The organism is Clostridium sp. 7_2_43FAA, from assembly GCF_000158375.2.
GTDB classification, from domain to species: domain Bacteria; phylum Bacillota; class Clostridia; order Clostridiales; family Clostridiaceae; genus Clostridium; species Clostridium tertium.
The window spans coordinates 2,482,889-2,503,377 of sequence record NZ_JH815222.1; the positions used below are offsets into that span (position 1 = coordinate 2,482,889).

Here is a 20,489-nt window from a genome sequence, read left to right on the forward strand (position 1 = left end):
TTTATTAATAATCCTTATCACCTTATAATAGATTAATCAAAAACCTTCATTAATTATAGCCTCTATGAAATCATCTTTTCCTTTAAAAAACGAACTAGCTTTTAGCATCAATTTTTTATCTGGATAAATTGAATCTACTTCTTCACTTGTAGTTTTAAAATAATTACTTGAATAATAAACATCAATATTAGTGTTAGATAAATGTATTTGTTTAACTTCTCCAAAGTGATTAGGCTTACCGCCTGTTGCTTCACCTACTAAAGTGGTATTTGTACCATTTTTTAAATCCATTGCATTTAATATTGCTGAAGAAAAGGTTGATCTACCTATAATAGCATAAAGTTTTCCCTCTTTATTAATATCATTTCTTTCCTTTATGGCTTTTAAAAAACTATTGAAAATCATTGAGTTTCCGCCACTATTATCTCTTAAGTCTATTATCAACTTTTCTGGATTATTTTTATCAATAACATCAAAAACATCCTTAGTAAAGTCTTTAAATGAATATTCATCCATATTCATGCATAAATTATATTTAACATAAACTATATTTTTATCTTCTATATATTTAAACCAATACATATCACTTTTATTTTGTTTTGATAGTGGCAAGGTATCAGTTCCATTATAATCTGATATAAGTAATATATCTTTAACGTCTTCATTTGATATAGTTTTAATATCAACATCTCCATTAGCAAATGTATATGTTATTTCTTCACTATCAGCTAGTCCACTAAAATTTAGTAAATTAAAATTACTTAATGCTGCTGAAAATTCATCCTTAAATATAGCATTATTATCTTTTGCTATATAAGGCTTAAGCATTTCCTTAACTTCTTCTACTTCATAGCCATTTATAGCTATCAATTTCTTCCCCCAATAATCTTTATATTCTAACGATCCATCTATTAAATAAATTCCTTCTTCAAACTCAAAAAATTTTAATGGATATATCGTATTATTAACTAATCCTACTCTAGTATGACTATCATTTATTGATACTATTAACCTTACCAATTCACCTTTTATTTCTTCATCTGTATAAGTAGATATATTTTTTAATAGGCTATCCATTTCTTCATTAAACTCTTCTTTTGATTTATAAAAAAATAAATTCTTATGTTTCTTTGGTAGATGATATTTTAAAAATTCAATATCTTTTGTCCACTTATCATTTCTATCACTACTAGATATTATTGGTGAATTAGTAACTCTATTAAATACTTTATTTATAAATATTCCGCCTATTATTAATAAGAAAAGTGTAATTAAACCCACAGTAATTAATATCTTTTTCTTTTTATTAGTTTTCATGATGCCCCCTCATAAATATCTCATAAATTTGTTTTTTACTTTTTATATATAATAATAAATCTATGTTCAATACTTTCTATATATCCTTTATATTCTATTTCTTTATTTAATTTACATAATTCCTCAAAACAATTTTTTACTGAAAATTTAAGGAATTCCCATTCAATCATGTTAGTTCAGAAAGACATTTCTTTGCTTCAGCCAATTTATTTACAATAATTACATATAATTATATATTATAGGAATTATTAGGTAAATAATTTATAAAAAATAAGATAAGCTTTTTCATCCCATCTTATAATTCTATAACTTCTTAACTCTCTTATTTCTTTTATATTTACTCCAGTTTTTCATTAACTAATTCATCATCTAAAATGACCAATAAGTTTTGGCTATTTATATTGCATTCTTTTCCTACACTGAACTAATTGATATTATTGCGAACTAAATAAATTAATTTGCTCTTTGAAAATTGAATAGTACGGTATTAAATCTTATAGATAGGAAACACTATTTATGAGGTGAAAATTATGAAAAAAAAAGTAATCAGTATAGCAATATTAGTTTTAATAGTTTTAATTGCTACAACAAATAATGTATATGCAAAAACACCTATTAATCCAATTAATAATGTTTATAAAGAAGGTATTTATAAGATTAATAAAAATGATGCGGGAAAATATCAATTACAATTTAAATTTCTTAATAAAGATATTGATTCAGCAATTATTGTACTAGATAAAAATGCTGACATACTTTATAAAAATATAAACTGTAACAGAAAATGTAATGCTGGTACAATAACTAATAAAGATACTATAGTAATAATAACCGATGGAGAAGTAGAATTAAGCTTTACTAAAATAAATTAAATATAAAATTTATTTCAAATTAATGAAAATACCGTACTATTCAAAAAATATGCGGTATTTTTTAGTGCGCAATTCAGAAATTTGACTAAGCACTGTTCTTCAAAATCCTTTATGAATTTTTTCTCAATTCCTTCACTTTTTCACTTTTAAAACCTTTAGTTGTTAAAAAAAATAAGAATTATAAATTGGCGAAGATAAATAAAATATGTGGTAAATTCATATCTTATATCTTCGCCTTTCTTATTTTAAATATAACTATTAGCTAATTGATAAAAATCTTTCTATCTTCATTGCAAACTATTTCTATTTGTTTGCCTTCTTTCGTTTTAGTTACAAGAGTAACTTTGCGTCCCCATAAATCTTGAACGTATTTAAGAGTTTCTTTAGCATATGACATTTCAAGCTCTCTTCCATCAAAGAAGTGCTCTAATGTTAAAGTTAAGTCTCTTCTATTTAAATTAGTTACTCTTATATATGGAATTGATGCAACTCCACAAGTATCTGCAAGGTAATCTCTAATTTGCCTCCAACCAACTTCATCTGGGACTTCTTCAACTACATATTCAAAACTCTTTTTAGCATATTGAAATAAGTTTAGCTCTTCACATAACTCCCTCGTTAGATATCTTCGTAAAAAAGAGCTATCTCTTTCTATTTTTCTAACTTCAAATATTTTTTCTCTACCAAATCTTTTTTCAATATCTTGAAAGACTTTGAAGCCTATATAATACGGATTTAATCCACCAACTATAGGTGCTACTACATCATTATGTCTTTTTAAGAACTCAAAATGTAGTCCATCATCTAAATCTAACTCTTTTAATATATTATAATGCCAAAAACTTGCCCAACCTTCATTCATTATTTTAGTTTCAATTTGAGGCATAAAATATTGAGTTTCTCTTTTTACTATTCTTAATATATTTTTTTCCCATTCTTCTAAAGAGCTATATTTTATTATAAATCCTAAAACATCATCACATGGCTCAACCGGTATTTTAGATATATCAGGAAATGGTATTTCATCATTTTCATCTAAAATCCCTCTATTTTCTTTTTTAGAATAGTAATCAGCCATTAAACTTTCTTTAATTTCCTCACTGCTTAATTCCTTTACTCCAACTACTCTAGGTATTTGATATCTAATTGCATGTGCTGCATCTAAGATTTTTTCTACCCTTTCATAACCTATACTTGGATCATTTATATATCCCCTAATTATCTCTGCATCTAGCTTAAACATTTCCAATGCTCCCTTAGCATTAGTTCCTTCTACAAACATTCTATTATTTGCAAAAAAATCATTATGACCATATACATGAGCCATAGTTAGTATTTGTAAAAGCAATGTATTTTCTCTCATCAAATATGCAAGGCAAGGATCTGAATTTATTACCATTTCATAAGGTAATCCAGTCATATTTAATGAATACAATGTTTTATTTTTATCATATGCTTTACCATAACTCCAGTGAGGATATTTAGAAGGCATACCAACATATGCCTCATAGCCTAACATTTCATTAAAGCCTATTATCTCAAACTCTTGTGGATAAAACTTAAGTCCTAGCTCTCTTGACTTTTCTTCTATAACTTCATTCCACTTCTCTAAAGTGCTAACATTGTACTCCATAACTATTCCTCCTTCAGCTCTTTAGATAACATTATCTTCAATGCATCCCATAAATCCTTTTTTTCCTTAACAATTACTGAAACGAAGTTTTTACAGCTTATCTCTTTATTAAATCTATAATACATTGTCGTTGAATAAGTGGATGGTAATAATTCTGCATAGCCAAACATATTACTTATTTTGCATAATTCTTTTACAGATTTCATTGCTCTTTCATTATCTTCACTCCAGTTATCTCCATCACTAGCATATATAGGGTAGATATTCCACATTTCTGGAGGATACTTTTCTTTAATTAAATTTAAAGCTGTATTAAGTCCACTTGAAATATAAGTTCCACCTGATTCTGCTTTATGGAAAAACTCAAACTCATTTACCCTTTTAGCAACAGTAGTATGAGATATAAATTCAAAAGCTATATTATTATATTTCCTTTTTATGAATCTAGATAAAACAAAGAACAATGATCTTGCTAAATATTTTTTGCTACTATCCATAGATCCTGATACATCCATAATAAATAGCATTACTGCATTGCTTTCTTTTTTAGGTTTTTTCTTAACTTTATGATATCTAAGGTCTTCTTCTCTAAACGGAAATCTATTTATATCACTATCCAAACCTGCCTCACGTAAGGCTCTCTTTTTACCTTGCTTTCTTTCAAGCTTTGCTACAACAGTCTTTTTCTTTGCTAGTCTTGGATTTATTCCATATCTTTGATAACCACGCTTTCTACCAGAACTTTCTGTTACTATTTCAGAATATTTCTTTCTATCTAAGTTAGGTAACTCTAAATCCTCAATTATATAATCCATAAGTTCTTCCATTGTTACTTCAGTTTCATAAATATCATCTCCAGGAGAGTTACCTGCACCTTGATTACCACTTTTTCCTGAGTTCGGATTTCCATCTGAAATCTTATCTCCTCTTCTTTCTTCCCCAACTCCAGTGGCAACCCCTTTATTATTTCTTCCAAATACAAATTGATATTCTTTTATTCCTCTAATTGGAATCTTAAATTTTTTATTTTTACTTTCTCCAATTATACTTTCTTCTGAAAGAATATCCCCCAAATTTTCTTTTATAGACTTTTCAACTAATTGTCTATGTCTTCTTCTATCCTCGATTGATCTATCATGCTCTAATGGATTATCTGCATTGTCTCTAAAGATTGCCATTTTTATCAATCCTTCCACAAGTTGTTTGCAGCATATTTTAATATTACATCACAGCAATGTAAGCAATATCCATTATTTTGCATTTCTTCAACCATGGAGTTATATTTTTCGGCTTGCTCTGTATCTCTAACTCTAGATTTAGTTATTATTCTTGAAAGATCTTTAACAGATGCCATAAGTTTCTTTTCAATAGCTTCTTTTAAAGGTTCATATGATGTATAGTCTATCTTACTTCCATTTCTAACCAAGTAGAACATGTATGAAGTAACATCGGCTCTAAATCCTTTGCATGAATTTTCTGAAACTCCAATTTGTTCTTCTATACTTCTCATAAATTCTTCATCTGGATTTAACTCTTCTCTAGTTGATATATCTTTTATTTTAGTCTTATTAACAAATGCTTCAGCATTATCTATATAATTATCAAATAAGCTTTCTGCTTGTTCTCTAAATGAGTGGATGAATGCCTTTGTAATTTCTTTTTCAAGAATTTTATTATATTCTTTTCTAATTGTATCTTGTATAAAGCCAAGATATTTCTTCTTATCTTCGGCTGCAATATCCATTTCCTTAACTGATTTTATAATACTTTCCATTATACTTAATGGGTTTATACAATTATATTCTGAACTTGAAAGGGCATTATCAATTGCCTTAATTATAAATCTAGTACTTATACCCTTCATTCCTTCATATGAGCCTGCTTCTTCTCTTAATTCATTTATATCAATTCTCTTAGTACTTCCCTTTTCAACTATTTCTTCTCCATTATAGATCTTAAGCTTTGTTATAGGATCTACCTTTGCAGATGGAGCTAGTCTTGAAAGGATAGCAAACATAGCTGCAACTTCTATTGTATGAGGAGCTATATGTGCATTAAAGTTACTCTTTCTTAAAATCTTTTCATATATTTTTACTTCTTCATCAAGTTCTAAGCAATATGGAACTTCTATTTTTACAATTCTATCTAAGATAGCTTCGTTTGTATGATCTGATTTAAACTTGTTCCATTCAGCTTCATTTGAGTGAGCTATTATAAGTCCATCAAAGTAAATCATAGATCCCTTACCTGGTGATGGGATAGACTTTTCTTGAGTTGCAGTAATTATTGTATGAAGATATTCAACATCATTTTTGAATACTTCTATAAATTCAACTAATCCTCTATTACCAACATTAAATGCGCCATTTAATGAGAAAATTCTAGGGTCATCTTCTGGATACATATCCATTTTTGAAATATCAATTGATCCAGTTAAAATAGAAGTATCTTGGTTATTTGGGTCTACTGGTGGAACAACACCAATTCCTTTTCTTGATCTAATAGAGAATCCTTTTGTTTCAACTGGGAACTTTTCATATTCTCCATTTAATTCATTCATAAGTCTATACTTACAAACTGGACATAAATCTCCTTCTATCTTTACCCCTAATAACTCTTCAAATTTTGGTCTTAAATGCTTGGGTATTAAATGTAGCGGTTCTTCATGCATCGGGCAACCTTTTAAGGAATATATAGGAGCACATTCAACAAGTGCCTTTTTCAAAGCTTCAACTAATGATGATTTACCTGCCCCAACTGGACCAACTAAATATAGTACTTGTCTAGCTTCTTCTCCATTCATTGATGCAGAATGCAAATAATTTACTAGCTTCATAATTACCTTGTCAATACCAAAAAAATCATCTTTAAAAAATCCATACTTTCTTATAGAGTCATTTCCATATATCTTTTTCACTTTAGGGTTTTCTTCACCCTTTAGTACTTCTACACCCTTACTAACTACCATATCATAAATTCGTTTGTGTGAAAGCTTAGCTATATCTGGGTTCTCTTTTACTAATTCTAAATACTCAAGGAATGTTCCTTCAAATCTTTCTTTATTTCTGCTTTCCCTATCACTTTTTATAAATTCTTCGAAGTTCATTTACTCCCCCCCTTTTTACTAAAATATATTCATTAATATGCTTTATATATGACAAAATCTTTTATATGACACTTTTATTTAAATTTATTAATTATTTAATTTTGCACATATTAATTTTGAAAAACATATATTTTTTTCATATAATGAATAATTAATAAAAAAATGATAATAATAAAACTAATATGAATCTCATTGATAAAAGTGACTACTTTGTGCGAATATTTTCTCTATAATGTAAAATTTGTTAATTTAATATTTATCACACTTGATAAATTAATAACAATTATTAATTAGTAACTTTTATTGATAAATTGATTATAATATAGTATAATAGTAACAAATAAAAGAATATTTAAAGGGGTGTTGTACATGGAAGGAATAGCATGCATGCTAAGCAAAAAGTGTAGAAGAGAAAAATCAGAAGAAATAGTTAAAAATATGAATAACGAACAAAAAACTTATGAAGAAATTTATGAAAAAGAAAATAATAATTAAATAAATTTTATTATATAGCTCATAAATGAACACATAATTGAGAATTTAAAAAGAAAGTTTTGTATATTAAGTAGTTCTATATAGCATAAAAAGTAGAGAAATTATTTTCTCTACTTTTTATTTTATAAGTTTCAGAAATTATAGTCCTTAACTACCTTTTTTAAACACTTTATTCCATTGTAAATGGCATCGTTGAATTATCTATATATTCTGAAGCCCCTCTAGAAAATGCATTCCCAATAACTGTATCATTTCCGATTCTGTATTTAAAATAGTTTACTCCATAAGATATAGACATTCTATTTGTATCAAAAAACTCCTTATCAAATTTTAGCCCTTTAGATACTGCAAATACATATTCTCTTTCTTCATTAGGATTTAAAAAAGAGCTAAAATTATACTCTCCATCTACAGGTTTATAATTCACTAAATATTCTCTCTCAGTATTATCATAACCTTTAAATACAGGAGTAGCATTATTTGAACTAAATCCACTCTTATCCTTTGTATTATGTGAAAACTCTAAATTCACATTATTTAAACTAGCATAATACTTACTATTATTTTTTATATTAACTTTAATCTTATAAGTATATTCATCTTCTTCAAATCCTGAATATTTTATTATTGGTCCTTCACTATTAAAGGCTTCTTCAGTAGAATCAACATATAATAGCTTGTCTTCCAAAATGAATTTAAAGCCTAAAATAAAGATAAAGCTAAAAAGAAAAATACTAATGCTTACTTTTATAAATTTTTTATTCATTTTAATCTCCTCCTAAGCTAAATCCTTATTTTTATAGATTTTTAAAGAAATATACATTGAAATTATAAATAAAACTAATGCTATAACAAATATAAGAATAAGATAAACATTCATTGACATAACCTTATAATCATAAGTTTTCAAATTAAAAATATTATAAATTAATCTTCCTATTTTTCTTGAAAAACTTATAAGTAATGTTTCTTTTCCTGTATTTATAAATTCATAAGCACTACTATTTTTAAAAGTCATGTAACCTATAAATATAGTTATTATAGGAGCAATAATTCTTCCAATTCTATAACCATATTTATATATAATAGGTATTATTATTCCAAAGCTAAGTAATATAGTTACAATAGAAACAACTATATCTTGAAGAACCATAACTCTTGCAGAATTTAATATGTTTATCCCATATAGCACATACATTAATATTAATGAAGCAAAGATTATTATTAATGTTAATATATATTTTGAATAAACTACATCTTCTCTTTTATTTGGAAGGCTTAGCATAAAACTTTCACTTTTATTCGTGTAGTCATAATAAAAGCTATTCAACATAACAATAAAAGTAAACATTATTGGAAGTAAGGTTGGAAATACATATGAAAAAGCTGTTAATAAAAATAATCCTACTATAAATGTAAGTATTGCAGCTTTTAATGATCTAACTTTTAACCCTACTATTAAATCTTTCTTAATTAAATTAAACATTATTTTTCCTCCTTTACATAGTGAAACATTATATCTTCTAAAGTTGGAATACTTATATTTTCATTATTTAATCCTTTTTCATTTATAAATAAACCTTCCATGTAGTACTTTGTTTCCTTTGTAGAAATAAAATTTAATTTACTTTCTTCAAGTTCTTCCTTTAATCCCCTAAAAATTCTGTATCTTTCCTTTATTTCCTCCATATCTTGTGAGAAAATTAACTTTCCCTTATTAATAAAAGTTATATAATCTGCTATTCCATCTAAATCTGAAGTTATATGAGTAGAAATAATAACACTTCTATTTCCATCTTCTATTGCTTCTTGTAGTAGCTTTAATATATCTTTTCTGATTATAGGATCTAACCCAGCTGTAGGCTCGTCTAGTATTAAAAGCTTTGCATCATGAGATATAGCATTAGCTATCATAAGCTTAATAGCTTCACCTTTTGAAAGTTCTCCGATATATAGTTTTTTATGAATTCCAAATCGTCTTAAGTAAGAATCAAAAAGATTTGAATCAAACTTTGAGTATGACTTACTAACTATTTTCTTAAAATCTTTAACATTTAGATGACCATAAAAATTTAAATTATCAAATACAAAGCCAATATTATCTTTAACATAAATTTCTTCTTTAAAAATATCTTTATCAAATATTTTTATTTCTCCTTTATCAGCTTTAATTAGTCCAAGAAGCATCTTTATTAAAGTTGTTTTTCCTGAACCATTAGGTCCAACCAATCCCATTATAAATCCTTCTTTTAACTCAAAAGAAATATTATCAAGATTAAACTTACCTCTCTCTTTACTTATATTATCTACCCTAATCATACTATTCTCCTTCATATAACAAATCTATCATCTTATAAATATCTTTCTTATCTAGCTTTATAGCTCTTGCTATTTGCATAATACCCTCTAACTTTTCCTCTATTTCCTTAAGCTTTTCTTCATAAACAAGCTCCTTGTTAAAATAAGATACATAGCAACCCTTTCCCCCAACAGTTTCAATAAAGCCTTGATTTTCTAGTTCTTCATAAGCTCTTTTCGTTGTAATAACACTTATATTTAAATCCTTAGCTAAAGACCTTATGGATGGCAATTTTTCATTAGGCTCCAATGTTCCATTAATAATTTCTTCTTTAATAGAATTAACTATCTGCTCATATATTGGAAGCTTAGATGAATTACTAATTAATATTTTCATTTTTCACCTCACACAACTGTATAGTCTGTATATGTATACTATATACAGTATACACATCAAAAGTCAAACTAATTTTTCATCTTTTACCAAATGTATTTATATAATGCATATATAAATACTATAAATAATTTTAAATTACTAATTTGCACTCATATATTATAAATAAGCATACTTTATATAATAAAAAATAAAGGGAGTCGCGAAACGCGACGCCCTTCAAAAGTCTTATAGAAAATCTCCATTTCATAATCCAACGTAGTTAAATTATTTCCTTAATTCTTTCACTCTTTAATTTCTTCATTCCATAATTCAGCTCGTCTGAATTATCACCTTAATTATCCATTGTCCATTATCCATTCTCAAATTTCCATTGTCTTTACTTTTTCTCCATTCTTATGTTCTTCTCCACCATCCCCATAGCTCTATAAAATCCTATAGCACCTTCATTAAAGCTCCAAACTCCAAGTTCTAGACTTTCTGCTCCATTGCTCTTTACTAAATCATATGAATAATCAAATAACATTCTTCCTAAGCCTTGCCCTCTATCACTTTCCTTTATGCAAATTTCATCTATATACGCGAAGAACTTGTCATTTAATAAATCCATGCTTTTAATTTCTATATATCTTATCATTGCATAACCAACTATCTTTTTATCTTTAGCTATTACTATGATTTCAATATTTTCATCATTTAATAACTCTTTAAAATATGATTTATATATAGTCTTATTTACTTCTTTATATATATCTGGTCTATTTTTGACATGAAATATGTGCAGCTCCTTCGAAATATTACTTATATATTTATAATCATCTAATTTAGCATGTCTTATTTCTACCCCAAGTCCATCACCTCATAATATTTGTATTAAAAATATTGAAGTATTGTTACCTTATTAACTCTATAATTTAAAGTAACATTTTGAAGTATTTTACTTATAATGATTATAAAATAATATATTAGGAGTTTATCAATGAATTTTAATGATGATGATTCAATTCTTTACTCAGATGATTCTAGATTAAGACCACCTCCACTTGGAAATCTAGTCCCTGGGTTCCCAACACCTGGCCCTACCCCTAGTCCTGGTGGAAATTTTTCTTTTCCTGGATCTCAAGGTGCTCCACCTATGGGAAGCAATTTAAATATAGGCCCACCACCAAATTTTACTCCATCTAAGAACAGTTCAGGTGTGCAAAAATTAAGCTCTACTGGTGGCCCTCAAACTAAAGCAGTAAGTCCAGGCTCTATTAGTTTTTGTTTGTTCAAATTTACTTATATATGGGAAACTAGTGGTAGAAACTATTGGGCATTTTTATTAAATGTAGATCGTAGATCAGTTTCTGGTTTAAGATGGTTTAGAAATACTTGGGTATTCTTTGGTCTAGATTTAAGAAGAATAGATTCATTTATATGCTACAGAAGTGACTCTAAATGTGACTCTGACTCAGAAAATGATTTAACTTCAGCAAATGATTCAGTCCAAGAAACTTTGATAAACAATAGAAAAAAATACTCAGTTGATGGTATAAAAAATATTTATACCAGAGTATTAACTTCTGTTGAAATTCCTGAAATAAAAAATGATTATATAATTAATTATCTAGGTGAAGTTGATGGTAATGAATTAACTACAAGAATTCCTTGCAAACAAACAAGAGTAACTAATTATAGAATAGTTCTTGAATTAACATACCCAGATGAATTTAATAAACAATTAATAGATAAAATTAATTCATGTGCTATTGATGCATCTACTGTTGCTTCAAGATATTTAGATGAATTTAGAGATAGTAAAAACTTTTTAACTCCTTTAGAAGTATTTAACTCATCTGCTAAACAAATAGGTAAATCAATAAAAGTCTTCTCTTCAGAATTTACTAATAAATTAAAGAAGCTTAAATTACCTAGAGAAATAACAAAGGAAGTAGAGTATACAATTCTTCAAGAAAAAATAGAAGAACCATGGAGAATACTATAGATAATTGATAATTAATAATGGATAACTAAGAGTGACCAATTGACAATTTAAATTGAAGAATAGCTAAAAGGACTGGAGTATAGCAATATTTGTAATACTCCAGTCCTTGTTTTTAGTTAAACCTAAATTTGTTAAATTGTTTCTTTTCTTTCATTATATATAGTTATTCCAAGGGTTAATGCTAATCCTCCCCATAAAACAACAGCTCCTAATGAAAAGAAGATTAATGCTACTCCTGTCATTATGTAATGCCCCCTTTTTAATTACTCTGATATATTTCTATTTTTCCATTGTTTTTTGCTTATTATAAGTGCAAGAATTATTCCAAAGCCAATAATACTCCATCCATATGCAAATAATGCTGAAAGATCATATCCTCCATAAGGCGTTTTGATTTCTGTAATTATACTTTGTGCTAACATAAAAATTAATATAGTTGGTGTTACAAACTTAACGCAAATATTCCACCACTTACCTATTTTAAAATATGATATTTCATTTGTATGCTCTCTAACTATATCAGGATTAACTATCCATCCAATTAATACAACTTCCAATAATCCAACTACTACAATTCCATAATTATTTATAAAGTTATCTATTATATCTAAAAGGTAAAGTCCAGCTCCTGTAGAATATAATATTCCAATTGAAAATCCTATTAAGCAAATTATTGCAACAACTTTATTTCTTGCCCAACCAAACTTATCTATAAATGGTGCTGAAACAGCTTCTATTAATGATACAGATGATGTTAAACCTGCAAATAACAAACATAAAAAGAATAATACACCTAAAAGTGTTCCTACTGATCCCATTTCTGTAAATACCGCTGGGAATACTACAAAAGCAAGTCCAACTCCACTTGATACAACTTCACTCATCGGTATCCCTTTTGCACTTGCCATAAATCCTAATATAGAAAATACAGCTATAGCTGATAAAAATTCAAAACCACAATTTGCAAATGCAGTCATAAATGCACTATTATTTATATCAGTTTTCTTAGGTAGATAACTGGAATAAGTCATCATTATTCCCATGGCTAAGCTAAGGGAAAAGAATACTTGTCCATAAGCAGCTACCCATACCTTTGGATCTATAACCTTTGACCAATCTGGTGTAAACAGTGTATTTAGTCCTTCTGCTGCTCCTTCTAAATTAACAGCTCTAATCGCTATTATAATCATTATAATTACAAGTGCCGGAAGAAGAATTTTATTAGCTTTTTCTATTCCAGCCTTTATACCTTTATAGCATATAAACCAACTTATAAACCAAATAATTGCTATTCCTATTAATATAGGTAAAATCATACCACCAAAATCAAATGGTGAACTAGATAATTTAATAAAGTCTGTATGGAAAAATGCATCCGTATCACTTCCCCATCCTTTATTTATGCTAAATCTTAAATAATTTACTGCCCAACTTAAAATCATAGAGTAGTATGTTAAAATTATAAATGCATTTATTGTTGGCCACCATCCAAGCCATTCCCACTTTTTCTTTACCTTTGCAATTGCAAGTGGTGTTGACCCTTTATATTTATGCCCTAGTCCATATTCCAATATTAATAATGGAATACCTGCTGTAAATATAGCAAAAAAATACGGTATTAAAAATGCCCCACCACCGTTTGTATATGCTATATATGGAAAACGCCAAATATTACCTAGTCCTACTGCTGAACCTACTGCTGCAATAATAAATCCTAATTTTGATCCCCACTGTTCTCTATTTTCTTCCATAAAATCGCCCCCTAAAAAAAGTCATTACTTACATAACTTATTAATATTTAAATATATAATATATTAAAATATTAATAAAATCAATATATTTTTAACAAAATATTATAACATTTTAACTAATTGTAATAAATCATAATTTTATACAAATAAATATTAGCATTTTGTTAAAATACCCTTGTGAAAACATATAAAAAATAAGCATCTCATAATTTGAAATGCTTATTTTTCTATATTTAATTCTCTATAATAAACTCTTTATGTAGTTTCCATGTATTATCTACCCATTTAAATATGCTTATATTATCGAAGTAACAATTAAATTCAAATGGATATTTATTTACATATTCCCATACTTCTTTATATATCGATGGAACCTTTTTAGAAGTTAATGTAACATGAAAAATTTTATCTTTTCCATCCTTTTTATTAAATTCAATATAATCAAAATTATCAAGAATATCTATTAATTTATCATGAATAACTTTACCTTCATTAGACATATTTACATCCATATAAATAACTCTGTTATCAAAATGATTATATTTATCCATTATAAATTCTGCCTTCTTTTCATTTTTACTGAATTTATATAAAGCATCTTCTAAATCTTTTATACTTTTATCATATTCAAAGGGTGCTTTAATAGTAAAATGTGCGGGTAGCTTTGATGACTTAGCTTTAAATTTTTGAAATATATCTTTTCTCATTTCATTATTAAAGGCTCCAGCTTCTCCCTTTACTACACAAACTATAACATATCTCATAAAAACTTCTCTCCTCTCATTAGTTTCTTTGCTTTAATAAATTCCTATTTAAATTAATAATCTTTATAATTTATTTTTTGTATATTAAATAATAAAGATACTAGTTTACATAAATAGCTAAATTAAAAATTTTAATAGATTTTTTAAAATAATTCTACTAATATAAATAACACTTGCCTAACGCTTTTTCTCTACAGGCAAACATTCAATTCTATAACCAATTTCTTTATTAGCCATTCTATAGCCTTCATTTATCATTTCTTCTATGCTCATTTCATTTCCTAATAAGGCATCTATAGTTATTTGAGATCTATCAGGAAAATATTTATCAAGTACTCTTTCATTAATATAATCTTGATCTTTTGTAGAATAATCATCTAAAATATGCATTACATTAAATCCAGATTCCTTTAAAGCTCTCCCAACTAATATACTTCTATGACATCTTATTGGATCTTGCATTGCTCCAAGTAAAGCAATTCTATACCCTTTATTACATCCGTCCTTTAATCTTTCAATCCCCTTAATAAAGTCTTCCTCATGAATAACTTTTTCAAAATCAGAATATCCTTCTTCATTATAAGAAACCTTATTTATTCTTTTTGCTGCAAGCTCCTTAGCCATATAAATATATATAAATCCAGCTTTAGTTAAAGTATATTTTATAGTTTCTTTATCAAATTGCACATTATATTTTGAATAAGGTGTTCCTCTAATATCAACAACACAATTAATATCATAATATCTTAACATTTCTATTAATTTTTCAACTGTATAATTTGAATGTCCTATTGTATATATATCCATTAAAACTGCACCTCCTGGATCTAGTGAAGAGTGAAAAGTTAATGTAAATCTATTTCAGACAAGATTCAGTAGATCATATTTTATACTAATTTCATATAACTTGACTAAATATTCAATGCCTACTATACAAAACTTAAATTCAACTTTTTCACTCTTTATCCCTTAAAACTTTTTTGATTATAATTATAAATGATAAATATAAGTTGGCGAAGATAAATAGAATATGCGGAATAAGCATATAGCGGGCAATTAGAAAGACTTGGTGAAGGAAGAACTACTAGGCCTTAGTGTTATTGGTTTGTTTGAGCGCAGCGAGTTAACCAAAACTCTTGGCATAGCAGTTTTTCCGAGCCTAGTACTTCTTTGCTAAGCTATTTAGCTTATGGAGCATATCTATTTATCGTAGCCTTTTATATTAGCAATTTATAACTATCAGCTAAATAGTTTTAGTAATTCTTCCTCTGTTATTGTATTTAACGTTTCTCCACTCAACGCATCTCCATCTATTATCTTGCTAATTAATTCTTTCTTTTCTTCTTGAAGCTTTATAATCTTTTCTTCAATGGTATCTTTAGATATAAGCTTTATTACTTCAACTATATTTTTTTGACCAATTCTATGAGCTCTATCTGTTGCTTGATCTTGAACAGCTGGATTCCACCAAGGGTCAAAGTGGACTACAACACTAGCTGACGTTAAATTCAATCCAACTCCACCAGCTTTTAAGGAAATTAAGAATATATTTTTATCTCTATTATTAAATTCATCAACTAAATTTATTCTTTCCTTTGCTTTAATACTTCCATCTAAATATAAATAGTTAATATCATCCTCTTCTAGTTTATTTCCTATCTTTTTTAATACAGATGTAAATTGTGAAAAGATAATTATTTTTTTATTTGAATCTATAGTTTCTTTTATTATTTCCTTAACTGCTTTTATTTTTGCACTTTCTTCTTTAAAATCATCTATTAATAAAGATGGGTCTAAACAAAGCTGACGTAATTTTGTAAGATAAGATAATATAACAATTTTATTGTCTTTGATTTTTTTATTTTCCTTAATCTTCTTCTTAACTTCCTTCATATATGAATTATAAATTTGTTTTTGACTAAATGTCATTGGTATTAAGTATTCTTTTTCTATTTTATATGGTAATTCATCTAGTACATCTTCTTTTAAACGTCTTAGTATAAATGGTGAAATTAGTTCTTTAAGTTCTTTTAAACTTTCATCATCTCCACTTAAAAACTTACCTTTAAACCTTTCTTCATTATATAAATATCCAGGCATTATAAAGTCAAATATTGACCATAATTCTAGCAAATTATTTTCTATTGGTGTTCCTGTTAAAGCTAATTTACAATTTGCTTTTATTGATTTAACTAACTCTGAAATTTTAGATTTTTTATTTTTAATATTTTGCGCTTCATCAATTATACAAAAATCAAACTTTTTATCTTCATACCATTGATAATCACTTCTTAAAGTTCCATAAGTGGTTAGTAAAACATCATATTCTTTATATTCATCTTTAACTTTATTTCTTTCACTAACACTTCCATGAATTACTCCTACATTTAAAGTATCTGCAAATTTTTCAAATTCACTTTTCCAATTGTACACAACAGAAGTTGGAGTTATAATTAAACTTTTTTTATTCTTATTTGAAAGTAATAAAGTTATCGTTTGAATAGTTTTACCTAGCCCCATATCATCAGCTAATATTCCACCAAAGCCTAAGTTTTCTATTGACTTTAGCCAATTATATCCTTTAATTTGATAATCTCTAAGCTTTGCATTTAAATCCTTTGGAACATCATGTTTTTCTTCCTTATTCTTCAAATTATCTATTAATTCATTTATTTTTTCTCCTCCAGTTATAAATGGAATTCTTTTATTTTTTATCTTATTTTCTAAATGCAATAAATTAAATTTATCCACATATATTTCTTCTTTATAAACATTATTAAATAAATTCAACTCTTCTATTGTTTTAAAAAATTCAACTACTTCCATATCCTTTAAATCTAAGAAATTATTTTCTCTAGTTTTATAAAAGGAACTTCCATTTTTTATTCGTTCCATTATTTCTGCTATTTCGTTATAATCTACCCCATCTATCTTATAATCAAACTTATAATAATCATCTATTTCTTCTATTTCACTTAATATATCATTAGATTTTATAAGCTTAATTTCACCAAACTCGTTAGATAAAGTTACTATTCCAATTTGATTTAACTTATTTATACCTTCGCTTAATAATATGTATTTATCCTCATCATTTCCTGTAAATATAAATTTATCTTTATGCTTTATAAACTTATATCTTTCTAGCTCCATTTCTATTTTTTCCTTGGCTCTACTATCTTTCAAGCCATCTAAGCTATTTGCATAATTTATATCAATACTGCAATATATATTTTCATTTTCTTTTTCTATATAAAATCTTGGAATATTAACTTTATTTATTTCAAATTTTACAGTTTCATCTATAATTATGTCCTTTGAAATTTCACCTAATATAAATAATAATTTCTTTAAATTATTTTCTGTATTTTTATAAATCAAGCTTCCTTTTTGCTCTAACTTATCATATATTGCCTTATAATATTTTAGTTGCTTTTCTGTAGGTAAATATATTTTTTTATCATATATCCAAACTTCTTTTTTATCATCAATAGGTGTTGTATTCTTCTTTTGAGGATTTACTATTAAAGCTTCGCCCTTTTTCTTTAACGTAAATATTAAAGGCATATCTTCCTTATAAATAGTTGAATTATAGTTCATATAATCATAAGTTAAAACTATACTCTTATTGTTATCTACTAACTTCAAAAAGCTTCTAATTTCATTTTTATATAATACAAAGCTTCTACTATCTACAATTCTACTTTTATTCTCTTTAAATTTTGCCTTAAAAAAATCTATAATTAAAGTATCATTTTCATTAAACTTATTATTTTCATCAAATAAAAATTTTCCTAATGCTTCTACTGCAATTGTATTTTCTTCTCCTGATCTAAACTCCAAATGATATTCTTCATTTTTATTTACTTTCACTTGCTTTATCTTTATATCTAGTTTCAATATCCTCTTATTAATTTCACTTTTTTCTTTTTTAATATTTTCTTTATTATTTAATATTGAATAATAAAATCTATACATAGTTGCTACTAAATGACTGCAAAAATAATTCTTCATTTCCTTACTATTTTCTTCAAATTGATTGCAACTACATTTAGTATCAATTATTTTATTATTGGAATCAAACTTTAAATGAGTGCTATATTCATCTTTATTTTCTAAAACTCTACCATATATATGATAAGTATCATTTATCTTTTTACTTACAACCTTAGATACTAACCCTTTCTTAAAGAAAGCTATTCCATTATTCTTTGAAATACTAGAACTTAACTTTAAAACTGAGTCCATCATAGCCTTTAAATTCATATACACCCCTCCTTTTTTAGAATACTTAATATTATATATATGTTTTAATTAATAATCTACATCATTAATGTTTTATGCCGTTAATAATTAATAGACTTATTGAAGTAATGTAGCAAAATTAAGATCATATATTTTCTATTTTTATATTATAAATCTTAACATAACAAAAAAGTTCTATAATGTATTAAATTATAATTTTTATTTTAATTTAATACATGCTAGAACTCTTTAAATATATTAACTTTATACTCTCATATTTATTTAATTTTATCTGTATCTGCATATGTTGGCATCTTATAAATTCCATTAGGATTTTCTATAAAAAATCTTCAATTTCATCTAATTCTTTTATTGCTTCTTCTTCATTTTCATAGTTTCCTAGCTCAATAGTATTTCTACTAAAAAGAAGTTAAACCCATAAGTTCCTTCCAGAATATATCTTCTTACAATTAATCTTTCTTCCTTAATAGATAACATTCTTATATCTATAAGTTTCATATTATCCCTTGTTTTAATTAACACAACATAATCCCCTTTTTCCCTTTATAAATATGATTTTATTTCATTATGTATATTTGCATAATGTATTTAAATTTCGAACTAAATAAGCTTTGAAATTTACTTTGTAAGTATAAATAATTTTTTTTATCAAAAACTAATAAAAAACAAAGGAGAATACAAATGATGTTGATATAGGATTAACACTAATTACCAACGTTCCTACTAAAATTATGATTCTTGATGAAGAAATGAATATTGATGAATTTATTAGCAAAATTCCATATAATTACAAATTTTATCTCCGTAATATTGCAACAAAAAAAATAATAGCAATAGTTGGTAAGGGCGAAGTAGCGATATCATTTTCAACTCATTAGATAACCTCTACTATACAATCATATAAATACCGCATTATTCATGAGTGAGTATGCAGTATTTTTAATTTTCTCTTCGTATTATTCTAAAATTATTCATTAAACTTCTTCTTTTCTGAATCCTATAACAATAAGTATTAATCCTACTATAATTAATAGAATTGACAAATTATTACTCATCTAACCCTTTTACATACCTAATTAAATCCACTTCTCAAATAAAAGGTTTTAATAGAATTTGATTGCTATTTATTAAAATTATAATCCCATACTTGTTGAAGCTCTTCTTCTCTTCCTGTGCTTGCCCCTGTTGCCCAAATAACAATTTTCTTGTTACATAATAAATCATAATTTTTCTTTATTAATGCTAATCCGTTAATGCCCACAGCATAAAGTCCGCCACCATAAATAATTACATCGTATTTTTCAAGTTCTTCTATTGTTATATCATCAGCTACTTTTAAATCGCAATTTAGATCTTCTGAAATCCATTTTGCATATGTTTCTGTATACCCTGATTTAGATTTGTAAATAACAATTGTTTTCATAATTCCCCCTATTAAGGTTTTATTGCTAGACGTATTTATTTTATCTTTTAGAATTGTTCAATATCTTTAATAAGCATCAAACTCTACAGTTAAATTTTTATTTGCATAAATTATCTTAAGCGTTGTATATCCCAAAGATGCACTAAATAAAATATTCCACTCTTTATGTAGTAACTTATATAA

At 26.4% G+C, this 20,489-nt stretch carries 20 protein-coding genes; 4 read left to right on the forward strand and 16 right to left on the reverse strand.

Translation table 11 applies throughout. From position 1 onward, the window contains the following. Window positions 1-36: 36 nt before the first annotated feature. A complete protein-coding gene (locus CSBG_RS13155; RefSeq protein ID WP_008680260.1) occupies window positions 37-1,317 on the reverse strand; it encodes a peptidase S41 in 1,281 nt (426 codons plus the stop codon). 530 nt (window positions 1,318-1,847) lie between these two features. Here CSBG_RS13155 and CSBG_RS13160 point away from each other — a divergent pair. Continuing rightward, a complete protein-coding gene (locus tag CSBG_RS13160) occupies window positions 1,848-2,189 on the forward strand; it encodes a hypothetical protein (protein WP_008680262.1) in 342 nt (113 codons plus the stop codon). A gap of 262 nt (window positions 2,190-2,451) precedes the next feature. Here CSBG_RS13160 and CSBG_RS13165 read toward each other — a convergent pair whose 3' ends face one another. From CSBG_RS13165 to CSBG_RS13175, 3 genes are read right to left on the reverse strand one after another with little or no spacing between them, the layout of a single operon-like run. Continuing rightward, on the reverse strand, window positions 2,452-3,822 hold the full coding sequence (locus tag CSBG_RS13165; RefSeq protein WP_008680264.1) for a SpoVR family protein: 1,371 nt from the start codon (window positions 3,820-3,822) through the stop codon (window positions 2,452-2,454). A 2-nt stretch (window positions 3,823-3,824) separates the two neighbouring features. Further along, complete coding sequence (gene yhbH, locus CSBG_RS13170) at window positions 3,825-5,000, reverse strand: sporulation protein YhbH (RefSeq protein ID WP_008680266.1); 1,176 nt, start codon at window positions 4,998-5,000, stop codon at window positions 3,825-3,827. A 5-nt stretch (window positions 5,001-5,005) separates the two neighbouring features. Beyond that, window positions 5,006-6,928 carry a PrkA family serine protein kinase gene (locus CSBG_RS13175; protein WP_008680267.1) on the reverse strand — a complete coding sequence of 641 codons (1,923 nt, stop codon included), beginning with the start codon at window positions 6,926-6,928 and terminating at the stop codon, window positions 5,006-5,008. Window positions 6,929-7,297: 369 nt separating this feature from the next. Here CSBG_RS13175 and CSBG_RS18995 point away from each other — a divergent pair, with 369 nt between their 5' ends. Further along, the gene (locus CSBG_RS18995; protein WP_008680269.1) at window positions 7,298-7,423 is read left to right on the forward strand and encodes a hypothetical protein; all 126 of its coding nucleotides are present in this window, start codon (window positions 7,298-7,300) and stop codon (window positions 7,421-7,423) included. Between the two features lie 169 nt (window positions 7,424-7,592). On the opposite strand, the gene CSBG_RS13180 is transcribed toward CSBG_RS18995, so the two are convergent. From CSBG_RS13180 to CSBG_RS13200, 5 genes are all read right to left on the reverse strand, one after another. Further along, window positions 7,593-8,189: a hypothetical protein gene (locus CSBG_RS13180; RefSeq protein ID WP_008680270.1), complete on the reverse strand. Its 597-nt coding sequence runs from the start codon at window positions 8,187-8,189 to the stop codon at window positions 7,593-7,595. Window positions 8,190-8,201: 12 nt separating this feature from the next. Next, a complete protein-coding gene (locus CSBG_RS13185) occupies window positions 8,202-8,909 on the reverse strand; it encodes an ABC-2 transporter permease (RefSeq protein ID WP_008680273.1) in 708 nt (235 codons plus the stop codon). After that, window positions 8,909-9,742 (reverse strand): ABC transporter ATP-binding protein, encoded by an 834-nt coding sequence (locus CSBG_RS13190; RefSeq protein WP_008680275.1) that lies wholly within the window; start codon window positions 9,740-9,742, stop codon window positions 8,909-8,911. Before CSBG_RS13190 ends, CSBG_RS13185 begins: the two co-directional genes overlap by 1 nt. A 1-nt stretch (window position 9,743) precedes the next feature. Then, window positions 9,744-10,118, reverse strand: a complete 375-nt coding sequence (locus CSBG_RS13195) for a GntR family transcriptional regulator (protein WP_008680276.1) — start codon at window positions 10,116-10,118, stop codon at window positions 9,744-9,746. Window positions 10,119-10,494: 376 nt separating this feature from the next. Next, window positions 10,495-10,953: a GNAT family N-acetyltransferase gene (locus CSBG_RS13200; RefSeq protein ID WP_035285383.1), complete on the reverse strand. Its 459-nt coding sequence runs from the start codon at window positions 10,951-10,953 to the stop codon at window positions 10,495-10,497. Between the two features lie 141 nt (window positions 10,954-11,094). On the opposite strand from CSBG_RS13200, the gene CSBG_RS13205 reads away from it, so the two are divergent. Next, complete coding sequence (locus CSBG_RS13205) at window positions 11,095-12,102, forward strand: hypothetical protein (protein WP_008680280.1); 1,008 nt, start codon at window positions 11,095-11,097, stop codon at window positions 12,100-12,102. A 131-nt stretch (window positions 12,103-12,233) separates the two neighbouring features. On the opposite strand, the gene CSBG_RS18365 is transcribed toward CSBG_RS13205, so the two are convergent. From CSBG_RS18365 to CSBG_RS18370, 6 genes are all read right to left on the reverse strand, one after another. Further along, complete coding sequence (locus CSBG_RS18365) at window positions 12,234-12,344, reverse strand: MetS family NSS transporter small subunit (protein ID WP_008680282.1); 111 nt, start codon at window positions 12,342-12,344, stop codon at window positions 12,234-12,236. A 21-nt stretch (window positions 12,345-12,365) separates the two neighbouring features. Next, window positions 12,366-13,853, reverse strand: coding sequence for a sodium-dependent transporter (locus tag CSBG_RS13210; protein WP_008680284.1), 1,488 nt, complete (start codon window positions 13,851-13,853; stop codon window positions 12,366-12,368). Between the two features lie 233 nt (window positions 13,854-14,086). Beyond that, window positions 14,087-14,617, reverse strand: coding sequence for a 2'-5' RNA ligase family protein (locus CSBG_RS13215; RefSeq protein WP_008680287.1), 531 nt, complete (start codon window positions 14,615-14,617; stop codon window positions 14,087-14,089). 177 nt (window positions 14,618-14,794) lie between these two features. Next, the gene (locus CSBG_RS13220; RefSeq protein ID WP_008680290.1) at window positions 14,795-15,424 is read right to left on the reverse strand and encodes a DUF488 domain-containing protein; all 630 of its coding nucleotides are present in this window, start codon (window positions 15,422-15,424) and stop codon (window positions 14,795-14,797) included. 432 nt (window positions 15,425-15,856) lie between these two features. Beyond that, a complete protein-coding gene (locus CSBG_RS13225; protein ID WP_008680291.1) occupies window positions 15,857-18,883 on the reverse strand; it encodes an SNF2-related protein in 3,027 nt (1,008 codons plus the stop codon). Window positions 18,884-19,261: 378 nt separating this feature from the next. Continuing rightward, window positions 19,262-19,405 (reverse strand): hypothetical protein, encoded by a 144-nt coding sequence (locus tag CSBG_RS18370; protein ID WP_156804383.1) that lies wholly within the window; start codon window positions 19,403-19,405, stop codon window positions 19,262-19,264. A 209-nt stretch (window positions 19,406-19,614) separates the two neighbouring features. Here CSBG_RS18370 and CSBG_RS18090 point away from each other — a divergent pair, with 209 nt between their 5' ends. Then, window positions 19,615-19,761 (forward strand): hypothetical protein, encoded by a 147-nt coding sequence (locus tag CSBG_RS18090; protein ID WP_235840838.1) that lies wholly within the window; start codon window positions 19,615-19,617, stop codon window positions 19,759-19,761. A 242-nt stretch (window positions 19,762-20,003) separates the two neighbouring features. Here the strand turns inward: CSBG_RS18090 and CSBG_RS13230 are convergent, their stop codons facing one another. Beyond that, the gene (locus tag CSBG_RS13230) at window positions 20,004-20,306 is read right to left on the reverse strand and encodes a flavodoxin domain-containing protein (protein ID WP_008680293.1); all 303 of its coding nucleotides are present in this window, start codon (window positions 20,304-20,306) and stop codon (window positions 20,004-20,006) included. Window positions 20,307-20,489 lie beyond the last annotated feature (183 nt).